The 20,150-nt window shown below is 42.0% G+C and carries 21 protein-coding genes and 1 other RNA gene; 17 read left to right on the top strand and 5 right to left on the bottom strand.

The features are described 5' to 3' along the window. The first annotated feature begins 30 nt into the window (after positions 1-30). From gap to AC3ISB_RS26260, 11 genes are all read left to right on the top strand, one after another. Complete coding sequence (gene gap, locus AC3ISB_RS26310; protein ID WP_063233962.1) at positions 31-1,038, top strand: type I glyceraldehyde-3-phosphate dehydrogenase; 1,008 nt, start codon at positions 31-33, stop codon at positions 1,036-1,038. A 250-nt stretch (positions 1,039-1,288) separates the two neighbouring features. Then, a complete protein-coding gene (locus tag AC3ISB_RS26305; protein ID WP_141992823.1) occupies positions 1,289-2,473 on the top strand; it encodes a phosphoglycerate kinase in 1,185 nt (394 codons plus the stop codon). A 46-nt stretch (positions 2,474-2,519) separates the two neighbouring features. Beyond that, the gene (gene tpiA, locus AC3ISB_RS26300; protein WP_489275002.1) at positions 2,520-3,281 is read left to right on the top strand and encodes a triose-phosphate isomerase; all 762 of its coding nucleotides are present in this window, start codon (positions 2,520-2,522) and stop codon (positions 3,279-3,281) included. Continuing rightward, positions 3,274-4,809, top strand: coding sequence for a 2,3-bisphosphoglycerate-independent phosphoglycerate mutase (gpmI, locus tag AC3ISB_RS26295; protein WP_480339320.1), 1,536 nt, complete (start codon positions 3,274-3,276; stop codon positions 4,807-4,809). The genes tpiA and gpmI overlap by 8 nt, the downstream gene beginning before the upstream one ends. Positions 4,810-4,839: 30 nt before the next feature. Beyond that, positions 4,840-6,135 (top strand): phosphopyruvate hydratase, encoded by a 1,296-nt coding sequence (gene eno, locus AC3ISB_RS26290; RefSeq protein WP_098371542.1) that lies wholly within the window; start codon positions 4,840-4,842, stop codon positions 6,133-6,135. 260 nt (positions 6,136-6,395) lie between these two features. Further along, positions 6,396-6,857 (top strand): hypothetical protein, encoded by a 462-nt coding sequence (locus AC3ISB_RS26285; protein WP_489275000.1) that lies wholly within the window; start codon positions 6,396-6,398, stop codon positions 6,855-6,857. A 111-nt stretch (positions 6,858-6,968) separates the two neighbouring features. After that, positions 6,969-7,295, top strand: a complete 327-nt coding sequence (locus tag AC3ISB_RS26280) for a hypothetical protein (RefSeq protein ID WP_480339322.1) — start codon at positions 6,969-6,971, stop codon at positions 7,293-7,295. A 20-nt stretch (positions 7,296-7,315) separates the two neighbouring features. Beyond that, positions 7,316-7,510: a hypothetical protein gene (locus AC3ISB_RS26275; protein WP_101223709.1), complete on the top strand. Its 195-nt coding sequence runs from the start codon at positions 7,316-7,318 to the stop codon at positions 7,508-7,510. Positions 7,511-7,568: 58 nt separating this feature from the next. Next, positions 7,569-7,748 (top strand): hypothetical protein, encoded by a 180-nt coding sequence (locus AC3ISB_RS26270; RefSeq protein ID WP_489274998.1) that lies wholly within the window; start codon positions 7,569-7,571, stop codon positions 7,746-7,748. Next, positions 7,745-7,909, top strand: coding sequence for a hypothetical protein (locus tag AC3ISB_RS26265; RefSeq protein ID WP_157831060.1), 165 nt, complete (start codon positions 7,745-7,747; stop codon positions 7,907-7,909). Before AC3ISB_RS26270 ends, AC3ISB_RS26265 begins: the two co-directional genes overlap by 4 nt. Before the next feature lie 3 nt (positions 7,910-7,912). After that, positions 7,913-8,281, top strand: a complete 369-nt coding sequence (locus tag AC3ISB_RS26260; RefSeq protein WP_141992829.1) for a hypothetical protein — start codon at positions 7,913-7,915, stop codon at positions 8,279-8,281. Between the two features lie 318 nt (positions 8,282-8,599). Here AC3ISB_RS26260 and AC3ISB_RS26255 read toward each other — a convergent pair whose 3' ends face one another. Further along, positions 8,600-9,430, bottom strand: a complete 831-nt coding sequence (locus tag AC3ISB_RS26255; protein WP_480339323.1) for a M15 family metallopeptidase — start codon at positions 9,428-9,430, stop codon at positions 8,600-8,602. A 55-nt stretch (positions 9,431-9,485) separates the two neighbouring features. Further along, the gene (locus tag AC3ISB_RS26250) at positions 9,486-10,028 is read right to left on the bottom strand and encodes a hypothetical protein (protein ID WP_098371540.1); all 543 of its coding nucleotides are present in this window, start codon (positions 10,026-10,028) and stop codon (positions 9,486-9,488) included. A 176-nt stretch (positions 10,029-10,204) separates the two neighbouring features. Between AC3ISB_RS26250 and secG the strand changes: the two genes are divergently transcribed. The 6 genes from secG to AC3ISB_RS26220 all read left to right on the top strand — a co-directional run bounded on the left by secG (position 10,205) and on the right by AC3ISB_RS26220 (position 15,929). Further along, a complete protein-coding gene (gene secG, locus AC3ISB_RS26245) occupies positions 10,205-10,438 on the top strand; it encodes a preprotein translocase subunit SecG (protein WP_063233970.1) in 234 nt (77 codons plus the stop codon). Between the two features lie 140 nt (positions 10,439-10,578). Continuing rightward, positions 10,579-11,325 carry an alpha/beta hydrolase gene (locus AC3ISB_RS26240; protein WP_480339324.1) on the top strand — a complete coding sequence of 249 codons (747 nt, stop codon included), beginning with the start codon at positions 10,579-10,581 and terminating at the stop codon, positions 11,323-11,325. 33 nt (positions 11,326-11,358) lie between these two features. Further along, positions 11,359-13,716: a ribonuclease R gene (gene rnr, locus AC3ISB_RS26235; protein ID WP_098371538.1), complete on the top strand. Its 2,358-nt coding sequence runs from the start codon at positions 11,359-11,361 to the stop codon at positions 13,714-13,716. Between the two features lie 68 nt (positions 13,717-13,784). Then, positions 13,785-14,252, top strand: a complete 468-nt coding sequence (smpB, locus tag AC3ISB_RS26230) for an SsrA-binding protein SmpB (RefSeq protein WP_057912049.1) — start codon at positions 13,785-13,787, stop codon at positions 14,250-14,252. A 123-nt stretch (positions 14,253-14,375) separates the two neighbouring features. Beyond that, positions 14,376-14,737: a transfer-messenger RNA gene (ssrA, locus tag AC3ISB_RS26225) on the top strand. A 193-nt stretch (positions 14,738-14,930) separates the two neighbouring features. Further along, positions 14,931-15,929: a nuclease-related domain-containing protein gene (locus AC3ISB_RS26220; protein ID WP_489274994.1), complete on the top strand. Its 999-nt coding sequence runs from the start codon at positions 14,931-14,933 to the stop codon at positions 15,927-15,929. A gap of 108 nt (positions 15,930-16,037) precedes the next feature. On the opposite strand, the gene AC3ISB_RS26215 is transcribed toward AC3ISB_RS26220, so the two are convergent. The 3 genes from AC3ISB_RS26215 to fdhF form a co-directional block, all read right to left on the bottom strand. Then, positions 16,038-16,274: a hypothetical protein gene (locus tag AC3ISB_RS26215; RefSeq protein WP_489274992.1), complete on the bottom strand. Its 237-nt coding sequence runs from the start codon at positions 16,272-16,274 to the stop codon at positions 16,038-16,040. A 227-nt stretch (positions 16,275-16,501) separates the two neighbouring features. Further along, complete coding sequence (locus AC3ISB_RS26210; RefSeq protein WP_098371530.1) at positions 16,502-16,978, bottom strand: helical membrane plugin domain-containing protein; 477 nt, start codon at positions 16,976-16,978, stop codon at positions 16,502-16,504. A gap of 18 nt (positions 16,979-16,996) precedes the next feature. Beyond that, positions 16,997-19,936 (bottom strand): formate dehydrogenase subunit alpha, encoded by a 2,940-nt coding sequence (gene fdhF / locus AC3ISB_RS26205; RefSeq protein WP_489274990.1) that lies wholly within the window; start codon positions 19,934-19,936, stop codon positions 16,997-16,999. Between the last annotated feature and the right edge of the window lie 214 nt (positions 19,937-20,150).

Raw genomic sequence — 20,150 nt, 5'->3', positions numbered from 1 at the left:
TATTTGCGAACTTAAAAGGAGGAATTTTTCATGGCAGTAAAAGTTGGTATTAATGGTTTTGGACGTATTGGACGTAATGTATTTCGTGCAGCATTGAGTAATCCTGGGGTAGAGATTGTTGCTATTAACGACTTAACGGATGCTAATATGTTAGCGCACCTTCTTCAATACGATACAATTCATGGATCTCTTAATGAAAAAGTAACAGTTGATGGGGAGTACCTTGTTGTTGATGGTCATAAAGTCAAAGTATTGGCTGAACGTGATCCTGCACAATTAGCATGGGGTGAACTAGGAGTAGAAGTAGTTGTAGAATCTACAGGACGTTTCACAAAACGTGCAGATGCAGCTAAGCATTTAGAAGCTGGCGCGAAAAAAGTAATCATCTCTGCTCCTGCATCTGATGAAGATATTACAATTGTCATGGGTGTAAACGAAGACAAATATGATGCAGCAAACCACCATGTAATCTCTAATGCTTCTTGTACAACGAACTGCTTAGCTCCATTTGCTAAAGTGCTTCATGAACAATTTGGAATCAAACGCGGTATGATGACTACTGTTCACTCGTATACAAATGATCAGCAAATCCTTGATTTGCCTCATAAAGATTACCGCCGTGCACGTGCAGCTGCCGAGAATATCATTCCTACAACAACTGGGGCGGCAAAAGCTGTTGCACTTGTTCTTCCTGAACTTAAAGGGAAATTAAATGGTATGGCAATGCGCGTACCTACTCCAAACGTGTCTGTAGTCGACCTTGTTGCAGAGCTTGAAAAAGACACAACAGTTGAAGAAGTTAATGCAGCATTCAAAAAGGCTTCTGAAGGCGAATTAAAAGGAATTCTTGAGTACAGCGAACTTCCGCTAGTATCAACTGACTATAACGGTAACCCATCATCATCTACAATTGATGCCCTTTCCACAATGGTAATGGAAGGAAACATGGTTAAAGTATTATCTTGGTATGATAATGAAACTGGATATTCTAGCCGTGTTGTTGATTTAATCGACTATTTGGCTAAAAAAGGATTGTAATTAGAATAATAAAAAAAACCTCACCAAGGTGAGGTTTTTTTTATCACACCTCTAAAAAAACTTGGCAGAAGATGATATTATTAGTAAGTCATTAATCAGTCAAGCGTTTACATTTCTTGTTTTTGGATAATTTCCTGGAAACCGACTATAATGAAAAAGAGAAAAAGGGGAGTTGGGAAATTTACCCTCTCCCTTTTTGACTAAAGGAATCAAAAAGTATGATAACAATATCTAAGGGGGTTCTTGGATTATGAATAAAAAGTCGATTAGAGATATTGAATTAAAGGGGAAACGCGTATTTTGCCGTGTTGATTTCAACGTTCCGATGCAGGACGGAAAGATTTCGGATGATACGAGAATCAAAGCTGCACTGCCGACGATTTCCTATTTGACAGAACAAGGAGCTAAAGTCATCTTAGCCAGCCACCTTGGCCGTCCAAAAGGACAAGTAGTTGAAGAATTGCGTTTAGCACCTGTTGCGGAAAGACTAAGCGAACTTAGTGGCAAAGATGTGCAAAAGGCAGAAGAAGCTTACGGCGAGACCGTTCAATCAATCATTGATAACATGCAAAATGGCGAGATCCTGTTGTTGGAAAACGTTCGTTTCTATCCAGGAGAAGAGAAGAACGATCAAGAATTGGCGAAGTCATTTGCTGCACTGGCTGATGTTTATGTTAACGATGCATTCGGAGCTGCGCATCGTGCACATGCTTCAACTGAAGGAATAGCACACCATCTCCCAGCTGTTGCCGGATTGCTGATGGAAAAAGAGCTTTCTGTACTAGGAAAAGCCCTATTCAACCCAGAACGTCCTTTTACAGCTATAATTGGCGGAGCAAAAGTAAAGGATAAAATAGGCGTTATCGAAAACCTTTTAGAGAAAGTCGATCACTTGATCATTGGTGGTGGACTGGGTTATACATTTATTAAAGCGCAAGGTCATGAAATCGGTAATTCTTTATTGGAAGAAGACAAAATAGAATTAGCCAAATCTTTCATCGAAAGTGCAAAAGAAAAAGGCGTAAAACTCCATTTGCCTATCGATGCAGTCGTAACGGCTGAATTTTCACCTGATGCAGAGGCAGAGAATGTCGATATCGATGCTATTCCACATGATAAAATGGCTCTTGATATCGGTCCAAAAACAAGTGATTTATTTGCGGATGTAATCAAAAGTTCTAAGCTAGTGATTTGGAATGGACCAATGGGTGTATTCGAGTTCGATAAATTTGCGAATGGAACGAGAACGGTTGCTAGTGCCTTGGCGGAAGCAAAAGATACGTACAGCATTGTAGGCGGGGGGGATTCAGCCGCAGCTGCAGAAAAGTTTGGCCTGGCTGAAAAGATGTCCCATATTTCAACTGGCGGCGGTGCATCTCTTGAGTTCATGGAAGGCAAAGAGTTGCCTGGCGTTGTGGCCTTGAACGATAAATAAGATCAATCCGTTACATATTTCAACTTTAGAAGGGATGAGAAACCAAATGCGTAAACCGATTATTGCAGGAAACTGGAAAATGAATAAAACACTATCTGATGCGACTGCCTTTTTAGAAGAAGTGAGCAATTTGATTCCGAAGCAAGATGTAATTGATACGGTTGTATGTGCTCCAGCTTTATTTTTGGATCAGCTGGTTCAAGAAGCAAAAGGAACCGATGTGAAAATCGGGGCGCAAAACATGCACTTTGAAGAAAGCGGTGCTTTCACAGGCGAAATCAGCCCAATCGCATTGGCTGATCTTGGTGTATCCTACGTCATACTTGGTCATTCTGAGCGCCGGGAAATGTTCAACGAAACGGATGAAGCCGTTAATAAAAAAGCCCATGCCGCTTTTGCCCACCAGTTGACCCCGATCGTTTGCTGCGGTGAAACACTTGAGCAAAGGGAAGCTGGCGAAACGAATGATTTCGTAGGCAGTCAGATTGAAAAAGGCCTGGCAGGATTATCTGACGATCAATTGAAACAAGCCGTTATTGCTTATGAGCCGATTTGGGCGATTGGAACAGGAAAATCGTCATCTGCTCAAGATGCAAATGAAGTTTGTGCGCATATCCGCTCAGTTGTTGCCGACAAATTTTCAAATGAAGCAGCTGCAGCCATCCGAATTCAGTACGGTGGCAGTGTAAAACCTGAGAATATTAAAGAGTACATGGCACAACCTGATATAGACGGTGCGTTGGTTGGCGGTGCAAGCTTGAAATCCGATTCATTTTTACAATTGCTGGAGGCTGGTCACTATGAGTAAGTCGCCTGTGGCACTTATCATCTTAGACGGTTTTGGCTGCCGTAACGAAGAAAAGGGAAATGCTGTTTTTCATGCGAAAAAACCGAATTTTGACCGTTTTTGGGAACAGTATCCGCATTCCCATTTAACTGCAAGCGGGGAAGCGGTCGGCTTGCCTGCAGGTCAAATGGGGAACTCGGAAGTGGGGCATTTGAATATCGGGGCAGGACGGATCGTTTATCAAAGTCTGACCCGTGTGAACCTGGCTATCCGTGAAGGCGAGTTTGCACAAAATCCAACTTTGGTCGATGCCATGAGCCATACCAAAGAAAAAGGCACAGACCTTCATCTTTTCGGTCTTCTTTCAGATGGCGGCGTGCACAGTCATATTGATCATATGTATGCCCTGCTGAAATTGGCCGCAAAAGAAGGAGTTAAAAATGTATATGTACATGCATTCTTAGATGGCCGTGATGTCGGACCGAAAACGGCGCAGGGTTATATTAAGGAAGCGGAAGCGAAAATGAAGGAAATCGGTGTTGGTCAGTTTGCGACCATATCCGGAAGATATTATTCGATGGACCGTGATAAGCGCTGGGAACGTGTGGAGAAATCCTACCGTTCGATGGTGTATGGTGATGGCCCTGCTTACTCTTCTGCAATGGAATGTGTCGAGGATTCCTACGAACATGGTATATTTGACGAGTTCGTGATACCTTCAGTCATAACGGCGGAAGACGGTAAGCCGGTGGCAACGATTAAAGATGATGATGCCGTAATCTTTTATAACTTCCGTCCAGACCGGGCGATCCAGATTTCCAATACGTTTACGAATGAGGATTTTCGCTCATTTGACCGCGGTCCTGGACATCCAAAGCATCTCCATTTTGTCTGCTTGACACATTTTTCGGAAACAGTTGACGGATATGTTGCATTTAATCCGACAAATCTTGATAATACATTAGGGGAAGTACTTTCCCAAAACCAGCTAACCCAGCTTCGTATCGCTGAAACTGAAAAATATCCGCATGTGACGTTTTTCATGAGCGGCGGACGTGAAGAGAAGTTTCCTGGTGAAGAGAGGATTTTAATTAATTCTCCGAAAGTCGCTACATATGATTTACAACCGGAAATGAGTGCTTATGAAGTGACGGATGCATTGGTGGAACAGATTGAGGCTGATCGTTTTGATGCCATTCTCTTGAATTTTGCCAACCCGGACATGGTTGGTCATTCAGGGATGCTAGAGCCTACCATTAAAGCGATTGAAACAGTGGATGAATGCCTAGGCAGGATTGTCGATTTAATCGTCTCAAAAGGCGGTACAGCAATCATTACCGCTGACCACGGAAATGCTGATGAAGTCGTAACGCTTGAAGGCAATCCCATGACAGCCCATACTACGAATCCCGTGCCTGTCATTATCACTAAAAATCAGGTAACATTAAGAACAGGTGGTATCTTAGGCGATTTAGCTCCAACGATGCTTGATTTGCTTGGAGTCGAAAAACCTGTTGAAATGACAGGGAAATCCCTATTATCTAAATAAAATTGTGATTAGGAAAAGGAGAGATTTATTATGCCGTACATCGAACATGTATATGCACGCGAAGTGCTAGATTCCCGTGGTAATCCAACAATAGAAGTAGAAATCCAAACAGAGTCCGGATACTTCGGACGTGCAATCGTACCATCAGGTGCTTCAACAGGGGAACACGAAGCGGTTGAGCTTCGTGACGGAGATAAATCTCGTTACCTGGGTAAAGGGGTACAAAAAGCAGTCGATAATGTAAATGATATCATTGCTGAAGCTGTCATCGGTTTGGATGTAACGAACCAAGCAGGCCTTGACCTTACTATGATTGAATTGGATGGCACTGAAAACAAAGGAAACCTGGGAGCTAATGCAATCCTTGGTGTATCAATGGCTGCTGCCCATGCCGCTGCGGAATTTTCAGGTTTACCATTGTATCGTTACCTTGGAGGGTTCAATGCGAAACAACTTCCAACTCCAATGATGAACATCATTAACGGCGGATCACATGCCGATAACAATGTTGACTTCCAGGAATTCATGATCCTTCCTGTAGGCGCTCCTAGCTTCAAAGAAGCAGTTCGTATGGGTGCTGAAGTATTCCATGCATTGAAATCTGTCCTTTCTGCCAAAGGCTTGAATACGGCAGTCGGCGATGAAGGCGGCTTTGCGCCAAACCTTGGTTCAAACCGTGAAGCACTGCAAGTCATCATCGAGGCAATTGAAAAAGCTGGCTACAAAGCAGGCGAAGATATCTACCTTGGTATGGACGTAGCTTCATCTGAATTCTATAACAAAGAAACAGGCAAATATGATCTTGCAGGCGAAGGCCGCAATGGCGTTACATCCGAAGAAATGGTTGCTTTCTATGAAGAGCTAGTGAATGAGTTCCCTATTCTCTCCATCGAAGACGGCCTGGATGAAAATGACTGGGAAGGCCACAAACTTTTAACGGAACGCATCGGTTCTAAAGTTCAACTTGTTGGTGACGATCTTTTTGTAACGAACACGAAAAAATTGGCTGAAGGCATCGAAAAAGGCATCGGTAACTCCATCCTGATCAAAGTGAACCAAATTGGTACACTGACAGAAACGTTTGATGCAATCGAAATGGCTAAACGCGCAGGCTACACTGCAGTCGTTTCCCACCGTTCCGGTGAAACGGAAGATGCAACGATCGCTGATATTGCCGTTGCAACAAACGCAGGACAAATCAAAACTGGTTCAATGTCCCGTACAGACCGTATCGCTAAATACAACCAACTTCTTCGCATCGAAGACCAACTTGGTGACTTGGCTGTATATGGCGGCTTGAAATCTTTCTATAACCTGAAGAAGTAATTATCAAGCATAAAATACGTCCGAACTTTGTCATACAAGGCACTTTTGGACACTTTGAGTTATGTAGTACATCAACTCGAACTTAGCAATACAAATGTTTAGTATCAACCCCTGATTTATAAGTGAGTGAAATCGCTTATGAATTGGGGGTTTTTGCGTGTTAATACAGGACTTGTTGAAAGAATTTACATTTGACTTACAAATTAAAAATTATTCCAAGCGAACTATCGAGACCTACAATTACAAAATGGTATGGCCCATTGGATATTGATATTGCTAAAGATATTGACGATAAGGTCAACTTGTTAAAAGAGGAATTGGGAATTGGATATTGGATAGCCAAAAAAGGCAATCATCCAAACTCTAAGGAGTTTATAAAAAAACACAAGGAAATCCACGCATATTATGGCATTCGCTTTAAATATGATGCTTACTGTGCTTATTTAACGAAAACTGAAAGTAAAGTTCGTGAAAGCCTAGAGCTGCCTAAAACTCAAGATGATGCAAAACTTGTGTTCGATATTGTGGCTAGAAAATATAATTTGCAATTAGCAGAAAGGCGACAAATCAACGGTTTCGGTAAAGTGGACAGAGCAATACATCAAGCAAAGATAGATGGAAAGTATGTCCCACAAGCCACGCTTGTTTATGATTACATGGTAGATGGTCATGAGCTGGATGTTAAAAACACAGACGAAAAATCTTATATGCCAAACTTTTAGACCGTTCCAATAGGAATGGTCTTTTTTAGATTGACAGCATAATTTTGGTACTTCATACTTCTATAGTAATAGATGTAACGGAATATTTAGTTAATTATGAGGACGAAAGCCATGAAACCAGAAATCTTATCAACAGCCATCGAAACGCTAACAGGATTGTTTTTCCGTAACAATAATGAAGGAACTGACTTTCTTTCCAAACGCACATTGGACCATTATATAAACGACCTTGATTTGCTTGGTGATATCAACTCTGTAGCTGTGGAAATTGATAAACAGCGAGCGTGGGCTCTCATTCCCAAGCTACGATTATTTGACAGCAAGAGCGCTGATGAAATCAAAGTTGCTTTAGGTGGGTTGGGATATACCGATGCTGAAATTATTGCCAGTGACATAGTATTTGAGGAGTGGAAAAAATCTCAAAAGCACTGCCAATGATTTTAAAAGGAGGAATACCGATGTGGGGACGATACCTTTGGAAACTCCGATTGTTATTGACCATTCCATATTTGTTATTTGCGATATTAATGTTTTCGTCCATTGGCAACGATAAGGATTATGGTTATTATTGGATGGCATTTGTGGTCTATGCGATTGTTTCCAATATCATCCTTCATAAAATGGAAAAGAAAGAAAAGATGGAAAAGGAATGAATTTAAGGAGGTAAGCACTTTACCTCCTTTGCCAATTTCATAAATGGAGGTGGATATTATGGGGCTCAAGAACATTTACAAAAAATCATTGTCTATGGTTCTGGTACGGGCTGGACATGACATTCATCATACTATGCCCAATCGAAACAACAAAAAATACCAAGTGTTTGTTTTCATCCATACCGATGAATTAATAAAAGATTTACTGGAGTTAACCAAACGGGAGGTGAGACAATGACTGAACGTTTCTCTATCGCTATTATAATCTCCTGTGTAGCTGTAGTAATGGGCATACTGATTGATTTAGGAATGCTGTATATTGCATTCATACTTCTTGTAATTTGTGTATTGGCTGTTCTTCCCGTCAAGTGGTTTCGTGATTGGTTATGGAGTGACTAAAATATGCTGGTTGTACATCAATTGAATATAAAAATTCAAAAATTGGGAGGTATGTCACCAATGAAAAAATACATAAATATAGTTGGAGCATTGGGCTTAATCGTTTTGATTATGGCAATGCCATTTTTCTACACAACCATTTTTTTGGGTAGTTTTATCTTGGACCCAACACCGCATACGAATCCTCAGCCTGGCCATGAAGACCACAATGCAACAAAAATTTGGGAGGGTATGTCAAAAGAGGAATATCAGAAAATTAAATACGTAGAAGAACATAAATATAAATATGAAAATGAAGAACCTGCATTCAACCCAGATGAATCATCAAGTTTCAACCTATTTGAAGTTGAAAATAAAAACGATGAATATTGAAGGACCCCGCCAATTATGCGGAGTCCTTTTTTCGTTGCTTAAATATGCAATGCTCCAAAATTAGGTTTCGTTCTTTCAGTCTTTGAAATCCATTCACCCAATTATTTTGGGATTCTGCTTCTGACGAGAAGATGGATTCTGCACAGTAATTTCTTTTCACCTCCCATACAATGTGAGAATACACATTGTATGGGAGGTTTTTTTGCTTATAAAGTTAGCCGTCCAGTCACTGATTCCGGCTTGGTTCAGGGCTGATAAAAGGATTTAATCAAACGTTTGATTAATATAAAAAAAGGTGCCGCATCCGGGCACCTTTTTTTATTTATTCGATACAGCTTCCACTGGTACGGCATTATAGTATTCTTCTAATGTAATCTTCGCTTCAAAGATTTCAGTTGCGGTAGCCACACCAACATAACGGATGTGCCATGGTTCGTATTTATACCCTGTGATGTTTTCCTTGCCTTCAGGGTAGCGGATGATAAATCCGTATTCATGTGCATGTTCAGCAAGCCAGGCCGCTTCATTCGTATCACCGAAGCAGTCTTGTGCAGCGCATGCACCATCGTGGGTCGTGACATCAATCGCTAGGCCCGTTTCATGCTCGCTTGTCCCAGGCATTGCGCTGTAGGTTTTCGCTTTTTCTTCCCCGTCCTTAGCCACATAGTTATTAAAGACGGTGATTTGTGTTTGGTGTGAGCGGTATGCGGAAACGCCGGCGAAGTGCATGCTGTCTTTTTCGGCAGCTTGGAACATTACTTCAAGAGCCTTCCCCGCTTCTTCGCGCATCATTCTTTTTTCGATTTTATCTTGAAAGATGAAATCCACTTTTGGGTAGATGAGGTCAGCGGGTTTGTAATCTTCAGGAAGACTGTATTGTTTATTGACAAGTACAGGTATGCTTTCCGGATTGGCTAACGTCTGAAGGCCAGCCTGTGCGGGTTTAGCCGTTTCATCAACATCCACCTGGCGTTGGGCCGATTCTTTTGAATCATCATTCTTGTCGGTTTCTGTCCCCGTCTCCGTATCCTGGGAGCTCGGTTGTTCTTCTTTTTGCTCTTTTTCATGATCGCTTGTCAGGTCTGATGAACAGCCAGCCATCAGAATGAAAGATGATAGAGCGGTTGCTGCAAATATAGGTTTTAACATTTGAAAGGCCCCTTGCTTTTAATATAAGATTTCCAATAAAAGTAGTTTTGAAAAATTATCGTGATAAGTAATCCCTTGTTAATTCACTTTGATATTTATCTAGAAATAAGCCAATCCAGACGACCATCAATAAAAATGGATAATCATTACGAACTGCGGTTTGCACGACGGGATCAGACCAAAAGTTCGAAAGGAAACCAGATGACATCCTGATTGTCTCGAATGTGACAAGGGCGTGAAGCGATAACCAAAGAATCGTAAGGGTATTTGTCCCAAACCCAATGACCGCTGCTATGACGCTCAGCAAGGCGGCTGCTGCCCCGATCAGGAGGACATGGAAGTTGGATTGGAAAAAATCGGTACCGCTATTGGAAAGTCCATTATAAATAATAGCAGTAAAATAAACGGTTGTCGTGATATATGCAGCAAATAATAAGTATCGATTTCCGTGATACTTTGCCAGCAGCAATAAAATTGGTGATAGGATGATTAATAGGACACTGATAAGATTGCTTCCGCCTGTCCATAAAGAATAGCCGGCAACCGCCGAGAATAGGATGGTCAGGAGATCAAGAATCCGAAGTATGGACTTAAACATGTTGACACCTCTTTCTCTATTTATGCAAATTATCTCAAACTTTGTTTCAAAAAGAAATAAATGACTATGGGTTTTTAGGAATTCTTACCATCATAGTATAACAAAGATTGTGGATATTTATTGGGTGTGGTAAAGTTAAAGTAATTGTTTATTGGTTCTTCAGGAGGTGTAATTGCATGCATGCATTTCTCATAACGCTTTTAGTGATTGTCAGTATCGCCCTCATTGTGACGGTATTGCTTCAATCAGGTAAGAGTGCAGGTTTATCGGGTGCGATTGCCGGCGGTGCTGAGCAGCTATTCGGAAAGCAAAAGGCACGCGGTTTGGACCTAGTTTTACATCGTGCAACGATAGTATTGGCGATTTTATTCTTTGCTTTAACTTTACTTGTTGCTTTCTTTGATGTGTAATGGATCAAAAATGAGTCTAGCTAATTAGCTAGGCTTTTTTCTTTGCACAATAGTTGCATGAATAGATATAGTGATTTTAGTACTTAATTATAGGATAGGGATATTTTGAATTCTATTTACTGATAAAGGAGTTTGAAGTCATGAAAATCAAGCTGCAGCAGCCCTTTACTTTTGAAAGCGGAAAAAGGGCTGTCTTACTTTTACATGGATTTACGGGAAATTCGGCGGATGTACGGATGCTTGGCCGTTACTTGGAGAAACAGGGATACACCTGTCATGCCCCGCACTATAAAGGGCATGGAGTTCCGCCAGAGGAACTGGTGAAAACGGGTCCGGAAGATTGGTGGAAAGATGTCATGATGGCCTATGATTTTCTTAAAAGCAAAGGCCATGAAGAAATTGCTGTTGCCGGACTCTCATTAGGAGGCGTATTTTCTCTTAAATTAGGTTACACTGTACCTATAAAGGGTATCGTATCAATGTGTGCGCCTATGCATATTAAAAGTGAAGAAATGATGTTTAAAGGAGTATTGGAGTACGCCAGAGAATTTAAGAAGTATGAAGGGAAAACTCAAGAGCAAATAGAGCTTGAAATGGACCTCCTTGCCGATAAACCGATGAATACATTGAAAGCCCTTCAGGAATTGATAACGGATGTAAGAGAGCACGTCGACCTTATTTACGCTCCGACATTTGTCGTGCAGGGCCGGCATGATGATGTTATCAATCCAAAAAGTGCCGATATTATTATTGATTCCATTGAATCACCGGTCAAACGAATCAAGTGGTATGAAGAATCCGGCCATGTCATAACTCTTGATAAAGAAAAAGACCAGTTGCATGAAGATGTATTGGAATTTTTAGAAAGTCTGGATTGGTCCGAATAACAAATTTATTATACCCTGAATAGGAGGGTTTTCATGGAAGATAACATTCAAGAACATATTAATAAGCTTCTGACATACATGACGGATGAAGCGTATAAGCCGTTAACGGTACAAGAACTGGAAGAGGCTTTGAAAATCGAAGACTCGGCAGATTTCAAGAATTTCGTTAAGGCTTTAGTAAAAATGGAAGAAAAGGGATTGGTGGTCAGAACGAGAAGCAATCGTTACGGCCTGCCGCAAAAAATGAATTTGTTCCGCGGTAAATTAACGGGACATGCAAAAGGATTCGCATTTGTGACACCTGACGATAACCCAGGAATGGATGATATTTTCATTCCGCCAAATGAAACGGGCACAGCGATGCATGGAGATGTCGTCATGGTACGAGTGTCTTCGGAAACATCGGGCTCAAGGCAAGAAGGCACGGTCATCAGAATACTTGAACGCGGAATTACACAAGTGGTCGGTACATACTCCGAAAGTAAAAGTTTTGGTTTCGTCATCCCTGATGATAAAAAAATCGCAAGCGATATCTTCATCCCACAGCACGCTTCACATGGAGCGGTAGAGGGCCATAAGGTTGTCGTCAAGCTTACTTCCTATCCTGAAGGACGCATAAGTGCTGAAGGCGAAGTCATTGAGATTCTGGGGCATAAAAATGACCCTGGTGTGGATATTCTTTCCGTGATCCATAAATATGGTTTGCCAATGGAGTTCCCGGAAGACGTAATGGAGCAAGCCAATGCCGTTTCGGATACCATTCAAGAAAGTGAAATTGGCAGCCGCAGGGATTTGCGCAATGATGTTTTGGTCACAATTGATGGAGCAGATGCAAAGGACCTGGATGACGCCGTCACTGTTTCTAAACTTGAAAATGGCAATTACAAGCTGGGTGTTCATATTGCTGATGTCAGCCATTATGTGGAGGAAGGATCTCCAATCGATAAGGAAGCTTTGGAAAGAGGGACGAGCGTATATTTGGTGGACAGGGTCATTCCAATGATTCCGCATCGTTTATCGAATGGCATTTGTTCCTTGAACCCACAAGTCGATCGTTTTACACTCTCTTGTGAAATGGAAATCACGCCAGATGGCAAAGTCGTCAATCATGAGATTTTTGAAAGTGTCATTAAGACGACGGAACGTATGACCTATGGCAATGTGAACAAAATCCTTGTGGATAAAGATGAAGAACAGCTCGAACGCTATGAAGCGTTGGTGCCAATGTTCCAGGACATGGAGAAGTTAGCGGCCATCCTTCGTAAAAACCGGATGAACCGCGGTGCGATCGACTTTGATTTCAATGAAGCGAGAGTCATCGTTGATGAAGAGGGCCATCCGACTGATGTGGTTTTACGTGAAAGGTCTGTTGCGGAAAAGCTGATTGAAGAGTTCATGCTTGCGGCAAATGAAACCGTTGCAGAGCATTTTCACCGTCTTGACGTTCCGTTCATCTACCGTATTCATGAAGATCCAAAGCCGGAAAAACTGCAGCGTTTCTTCGAATTCATTACGAATTTCGGATATATTGTACGGGGATCGGCCAATGACGTCCATCCTAAGGCGTTACAGGAAATCATTGAGGCAGTTGCCGGTAAACCGGAAGAAACGGTCATTTCAACCGTCATGCTTCGTTCCATGCAACAGGCGAAATATGATCCGGAGAGCTTAGGTCACTTTGGTTTATCTGCTGAGTTTTATACACATTTCACATCGCCGATTCGCCGTTACCCGGATTTGATCGTGCACAGGTTGATCAGGACCTACTTGGTGGAAGGTAAAATGGATGAAGCTACGAAGGAGAAATGGAATGCCAATTTACCTGAGATTGCCGATCATACATCGAAACGTGAACGTCGCTCAGTCGATGCTGAACGGGAAACGGATGATCTGAAGAAAGCGGAATATATGCTGGATAAAATCGGCGAAGAATATACCGGGATCATTGGTTCGGTTACGAATTTCGGGATGTTTGTCGAGTTGCCGAACACCATTGAAGGACTTGTCCATGTCAGCTTCATGACAGATGATTATTACCGCTTCGATGAGCGTCAGCTTGCAATGATCGGGGAGCGTACCGGTAATGTGTTCCGGATTGGCGATGAGATCGACGTACGTGTTTCCAACGTCAATAAAGAGGAACGCGCCATCGATTTTGAAATCATCGGCATGAAGGTAAGCCGTCCGCGTCCATCTGGCGAGAAGAAAATATTCAAAGCCAATTCAGGTGAACGCAAACGCGGCCGAGGCGGCAATGGGGGACGTAAGGAAGGAAAAGGCGGCGACCGTAATGGAGATTCGGCTTCTTCTGGAAGAAAATCGAAAAATAAGAAAAAATTCTTTGAAAATGCGCCAGCTGCCAAGCGCAAGAGAAAACCAAAAAAGAGATAAAGATTCAGGCGTGGGGATGATCATTTCATCCTCTCGCCGCGATTGGATGTAAAAAAGGGGAGAGTTAGATGCCAAAAGGCTCAGGTAAACAACTAGCACAAAATAAAAAAGCTTATCATGATTTTTTTATTGAACAAACGTTTGAAGCGGGAATCGTTTTAAAAGGGACAGAAATCAAAGCAATCCGTGCGGCCCGAGTGAATTTGAAGGATGCCTTTGCTAAAATAGAAAATGGTGAAATTTATCTTCATAATATGCATGTAAGCCCTTATGAGCAGGGAAACCAGTTTAACCATGACCCGTTGAGGACACGGAAGCTTCTTTTGCATAAAAAAGAAATCAGTAAACTGATCGGTGAAACAAAGGAAACAGGTTACACCATCGTCCCGTTGAAAATGTATTTAAAGAATGGCTTTGCCAAAGTTTTAATCGGACTTGGAAAAGGGAAGAAACAATATGACAAGCGTGATGACTTAAAGAAGAAGGAAGCGAAGCGTGATATTGAACGTGCTTTCCGTGATCGTCAGAAGATGTAAAACTGCCAAGACCTTACAATTGATTTTTTGAACCAATCTGTTATAATTAATCCTGTACCGATGACAATTGAATATCAGCCAACTTGCTGACTATTCTTCTCTCGTACGCTCCATTTCTATCATGGGGACGTTACGGATTCGACAGGGATAGTTCGAGCTTAAGTTGCGAGTCGAGGGGATCGGCCTCGTTAAAACGTCAACGCCTATAACTGGCAAACAAAACAACAACCTAGCTTTCGCTGCTTAATAACAGTCGATAGCTGTTCCTCCCTCCATGGCCCACGTGGTAGGGTAAGGGACTCACTCTAAGTGGGATACGCCGGAATCCACCGTCTGAGGATGAAGGAAGAGACCAATCAGACTAGCTGCTCTGCCGCCTGTCGATAGGCTAATGAGTTCGCGAAATGCGAATATATCGACTACACTCGTAGAAGCTTAAGTGCCGTTATGTCTGGACGTGGGTTCGACTCCCACCGTCTCCACCAATACATATATTGGTGGTTTTTTATTTGTTTTTTTATTTGTTTTTGTCGAAAAATCGATAAAACGTATAATTCGCAGATAAATCAGGAGTTTTCGCAGATATATCTCCATTTTCGAAGATATAATCCCGATTTCGCAGATAAATTGTACAATCGCTATCATTTAAAGGAATATTCCCTTCTGGTGTAGAATCATTTGGGAGAAACCAAGATTGGAGCGATGAAATTGATTGTAAAAAAGCGAAAAGTTCCTCTTGCCATCCGCAAATTACGTGCATTAGCGAGCAGGCTTCCTCCGAATCACCCTAAACTCCCCTTAATCATGAATGATCTCAAAAAAAGGGAAGCGGGCCATAAAGGGGAATGTTCCATTGATTTTCCATTAAGCTTTCTTGAACCGAAAAGCTATTACATCTTCCACGACTTAAGGCTGCAGGATCAATCCCGATTTTTTCAACTTGATACCTTATTAATCTCCAAGAAATATGCGCTTATTATTGAAGTGAAGAACATTGCAGGGGCAATCTATTTTGATCCGCATTTCAACCAGCTCATTCGAACGATAGAAGGCAAAGAGACGGCATTTCCAGATCCCATCGTACAAGTCAGCCGCCAAGAATCACAGTTAACCTATTGGTTCTTGAAAAATGGTTTTCCCTCACTTCCAATCCACTCTTTAATTGTCATCAGTAATCCCCAAACAATCATCCGTACAGCTCCTAGTAACCATAAACTCCACTATAAAGTTATCCATCGCGATTCACTTCCTTATAAAATTAGTCAAATGGAAGATTCCATAACAGACTTCAGTTTTAGTGAAAAAGATCTGAAAAAGGCAGTTCGAGTAATGAATAAACACCACATCGATGCGGACTTTTCCATTCTGGAACGATACAACCTTACCGAAAAGGACATAATAAAAGGAGTGATATGTGAGAATTGCGAGGGGAATCAGTTATTTAGAAGGCATGGCACATGGATTTGTCATCAATGCCAATTAACCAGTAAAAAAGCACATATCCCCGCTTTACGAGATTATTTTTATCTATTAGGCTCGACCATAACGAATCGGCAGTTGAGGGACTTTTTAAACATTTCCTCTTCATCCAGTGCAACGAGGATCTTGCAATCATTGAGTCTGACAAGCAGTGGTGCGAATAAGGGGAGGGTGTACAGCCTGTATTTTGAGGATTGATTTGAGCCCACGCTTTAAATTATTTCTCTATATTTACATCAACATTTTGGAAATCCTCCAGAATAATATCTATTACTGGAGCTTGATAAGCTAATAAGATTTTTTTACTTAGGCAATATGTAATTCTTCAATTTCGATATTTTTTATATCCGCCACTTTTTTTCCCATTTCTTCCTTTGTGGGATAATTTTTTGTGCCGTAAACGCACATGAAAAATCTATCTAACTCACTAACCTCTTGCTCTGTAAAGCCATTCGGGGCCATACTATCATGTAATTTAAAAAATGCATGCTTCAATAAAAACAATTCGTATCCTAATTCCTTAATTTTTTCTTCTTGATTCATTAAATCATCCACTACAATGCTAATCTTATCCAATACGCTATACTTTTGCAGCAACTAAGCCATTACAAAACAAGCAAATGATTCATATTTTTAGCGTAGTTGTAGCTTTATCGTTCCATCAATTTTTAATGCAATTCAGGGATGTTCAACGTGTTTCATATGTTAGCATTTCATCCAATATAGAACAAAGACTCAAAAGAAGTTTCTCTTGAGTCTTTGTTCCGATTCTATTCTTTTAATTCCTTGCCCATTCCCTTTAGGAAGTGGACGCCAAAACCGATCGCCCGGTTTATGTCTGGGTCATTCAATGTTTTCATTAAATCCAAAACTCCGATCTTCTTATCGGTCTGAAGGAATTTGTTTCCTTCATCGATTCCTGCAAGTGCACTGTTTAGCAGTTTCGTGGATTGTGCGGCATCGGCATTCATCAAGGCTCCTGTTGCCCCCATAAGGGTATTGATTAGGTTTGTGACAGGTTGCCTTGTGATTTGTTGAAGAGCGATTTTTGCAATTTGTTCTTTTCCTTGAAGCATGGAGGTCGCGGCTTCGAATACTCCCGAGTCATTCAGTTCATTGACGATTTTAAACATATTGTTTAATGCATCTTCATTATCGGTGATCAGCGTTTTCAGTTCTTCGAGTTTTTGTAGCTTTATTTCTTCCTCAGTAATGGGATTATGGATTTCCGTAATAGGAGCTGCCATGATCTTCACCCTCCTTGTTTATTTATCTGTTAAGTGAACATACCCTGGACGGGCCCACTTACGTTCAACCTCGACACCATTTTGAGGGTGACGTTTTTTGTTCCTTGGATTGGTACCCGGTAATGGGATGTCTCCGCTTGCGCTTAATACTTCCATGCGGACCATCGTCTGTTTGTAGGCAGGCGTGCTTGTGCGTTGATCATAGATAGGACCAGTCAGGAAGTTGATGGCAGAGTCTTTATCGACTGAGTTCATCGGTAAAAATAGCTCATTATTTTTCACACGGTCTGTGATCAGGGCTTTTAATTTAACGGCTCCGAATGGGGACACTAAGCGAACGAGTCCGCCATCACCGACTTTACGTTCTTTTGCAAGTTCTGGTGATATCTCAACGAAAATATCAGGTACTTTCGATTGGATTCCATTGGATTTGTTCGTCATATTGCCTTCATGGAAATGCTCAAGCATGCGTCCATTATTGATATGAAGGTCATATTCTTCCGGGAATTTATGGGGTTCCACCCAGTCAGCCAGTGCAAAGCGCGCTTTCTTATCAGGAAAGTTGAAGCCATCCACATAAAGAAGCGGTGTGTTTGAGCCATCATGGCTTCCCCAGAGGAAGCTGTTCCATCCTTCCAGCACCTCGTAATTCGCTTGGCTGAATATCGGTGACAGGCTTGCCATTTCATCATAGATTTCACTAGGGTGAGTGTAGTTCCAATTTGCACCTAAGCGATTGGCGATCTCTTGAGTGATTTCCCAGTCCGCTTTAGAATCTCCTATAGTGGGAAGGGCTTTATATAAACGCTGTACACGGCGCTCAGTATTGGTGAACGTTCCGTCTTTTTCAAGAGATGGAGCTCCGGGTAATACCACGTCGGCATATTGGGCTGTCCTTGAAAGGAAAATATCCTGTACAACAAAGAAATCCAATCCGGATAATACTTTATCAACATGGTTTGCATCCGCGTCAACAAGTGCCATATCTTCTCCGACAAGATACATGGCCTTCATGTCGCCTTTTTCTATCGCTTTAAGCATTTCAATATTGTTCAAGCCAGGTTTGCCATCGATTTTCACTCCATAAGCTTTTTCGAATTTAGCACGTGCCACGTCATCGGTAACATGCTGATATCCTGGAAGCCATGTTGGAAGGGTACCCATATCGCAAGCGCCCTGTACATTGTTATGGCCGCGAAGCGGATAAGCTCCCGCTCCTGGACGACGGTAGTTACCCGTAGCCAATAGCAAGTTGGAAATTGCCGCTGAAGTATCGGAAGCACCGGTGTTTTGTGTAACGCCCATTCCCCAGAGAATGCATGTTCCGTCTGCATCGCGAATGGTCTCAGCTATTTGGATCAATGTTTCTTTTGAAATACCTGTGTGTGTTTCTGCATATTCCAAGGAATATTTCTTAAGAACTTCTTTATAATCTTCGAAGAAGTTAACATTTTCATTGATGAATTCTTGATCATGCCAGCCTTGATCGATCATATATTTTGTAACCGCCATCAACCAAACTTGGTCTGTTCCTTGTTTTGGACTGATATGGATGTCGGAGCGCTCGGCCATTTCGTTTTTGCGGATGTCAGCTACGATCAGTTTTTGTCCGTGAAGCTTGTGTGCCCGTTTTACGCGTGTCGCCAGTACGGGATGGCCTTCTGCAGGGTTAGCCCCAACGATGATGACAAGACCTGCTGCGGCGATATCTTTAATCGTACCAGCATCTCCGCCCATGCCGACTGTACGGAACAGTCCGTCTGTTGCCGGGGATTGACAGTAACGCGAGCAATTGTCGACGTTATTCGTTTCGAACATTTGCCGTGCCAGTTTTTGAATCACATAGTTTTCTTCATTCGTGATCTTTGATGAGGAAATGAAGCCTACTGAATTCCCGCCGTATTGCTGTTTGATCGAACCAAGTCTGGATGCAACTAAATCAAGTGCTTCATCCCAGCTTGATTCAACGAATCTACCATTTTTCCGAATCAGGGGCTTGGTCAAACGTTTTTCCGAGTTTACGAAGTCCCAACCGAATTTCCCTTTGACACATGTGGATATCGCATTGACGGGTGCTTCATGAGTAGGTTGGACTTTAAGAATTTTACGCCCTTTTGTCCAGACTTCGAATGTGCATCCTACCCCACAGAACGTGCAGACCGTTTTTGTCTTCTTCGTCCGTGTATCACGCATTGCCGCTTCAATCTCCGAAATGGCAAAAATCCCGCTGTATCCAGGTTCCACTTCTTTGACAAGGTCAATCATTGGTTCAAGCATATCGTTTTTCAAACCTGACATGAAGCCTGCCTCACCCAGCATCGATTTTTCCATTAATGCATTGCATGGACAAATGGTTACACACTGTCCGCAGCCTACACAAGATGAGTTATTGATTTCCGTTCCTTCATCCCAGATTACCCGGGGGCGTTCCGCTTCCCAGTCGATGGACAGCGTCTCGTTGACCTGAAGGTTTTGGCAGACTTCGACACATTGACCGCATGCGATGCATTGATTGGCATCATAGCGGTAAAATGGATGGGACATATCGACGGCACTCAATTCCACTTTAGGTGTGTAAGGATATTTTTGGTGTTCAATTTCCATTAATTCCGCTGTGTTATGCAGTTTGCAATTTCCGTTATTATTATCACATACAGTACAGTATAAAGAATGGTTTTCCAGGATCCGGTCCATGGCTTCGGTTTGGGCTTCTTTTGCCTTGCTTGAGTCCAAGGCAATATCCATGCCGCCCGCTGCTTTTGTCGAACATGATCGGACGAGTTCCCCATTAACTTCGACGATGCATGTGTCGCATGTTTGGATCGGATCCACTTCAGGAACATAACAAATCTGTGGATGAGCTATCTCATTTTGGTTGATGACCTCCAGTATTGTCGCTCCTTCATTAGCGGTATAATCCTTCCCATTGATTTTGATGGTGATGTTTGAATCGCTCATTATATTTCCCCCTTTTATAGCCAAAAACACGAAAAAAAACCACCATGATCACACCTCCGGCTCTGAACGGAAATGTAGGTCATGGTGGAATAGTTTAATAGCAAAGCTTGCCAATATACCAATCCATACCATAATGGATAATTTTTAAAAAAGATAGGACACAACAGTACACTATTATGCTCCCAACTTTCCTCTTTGATATTATACCTTTAAT

The sequence above is a fragment of the Peribacillus sp. GL_122 genome (assembly GCF_057835005.1).
This window is presented reverse-complemented; position numbering and strand designations above follow the sequence as displayed.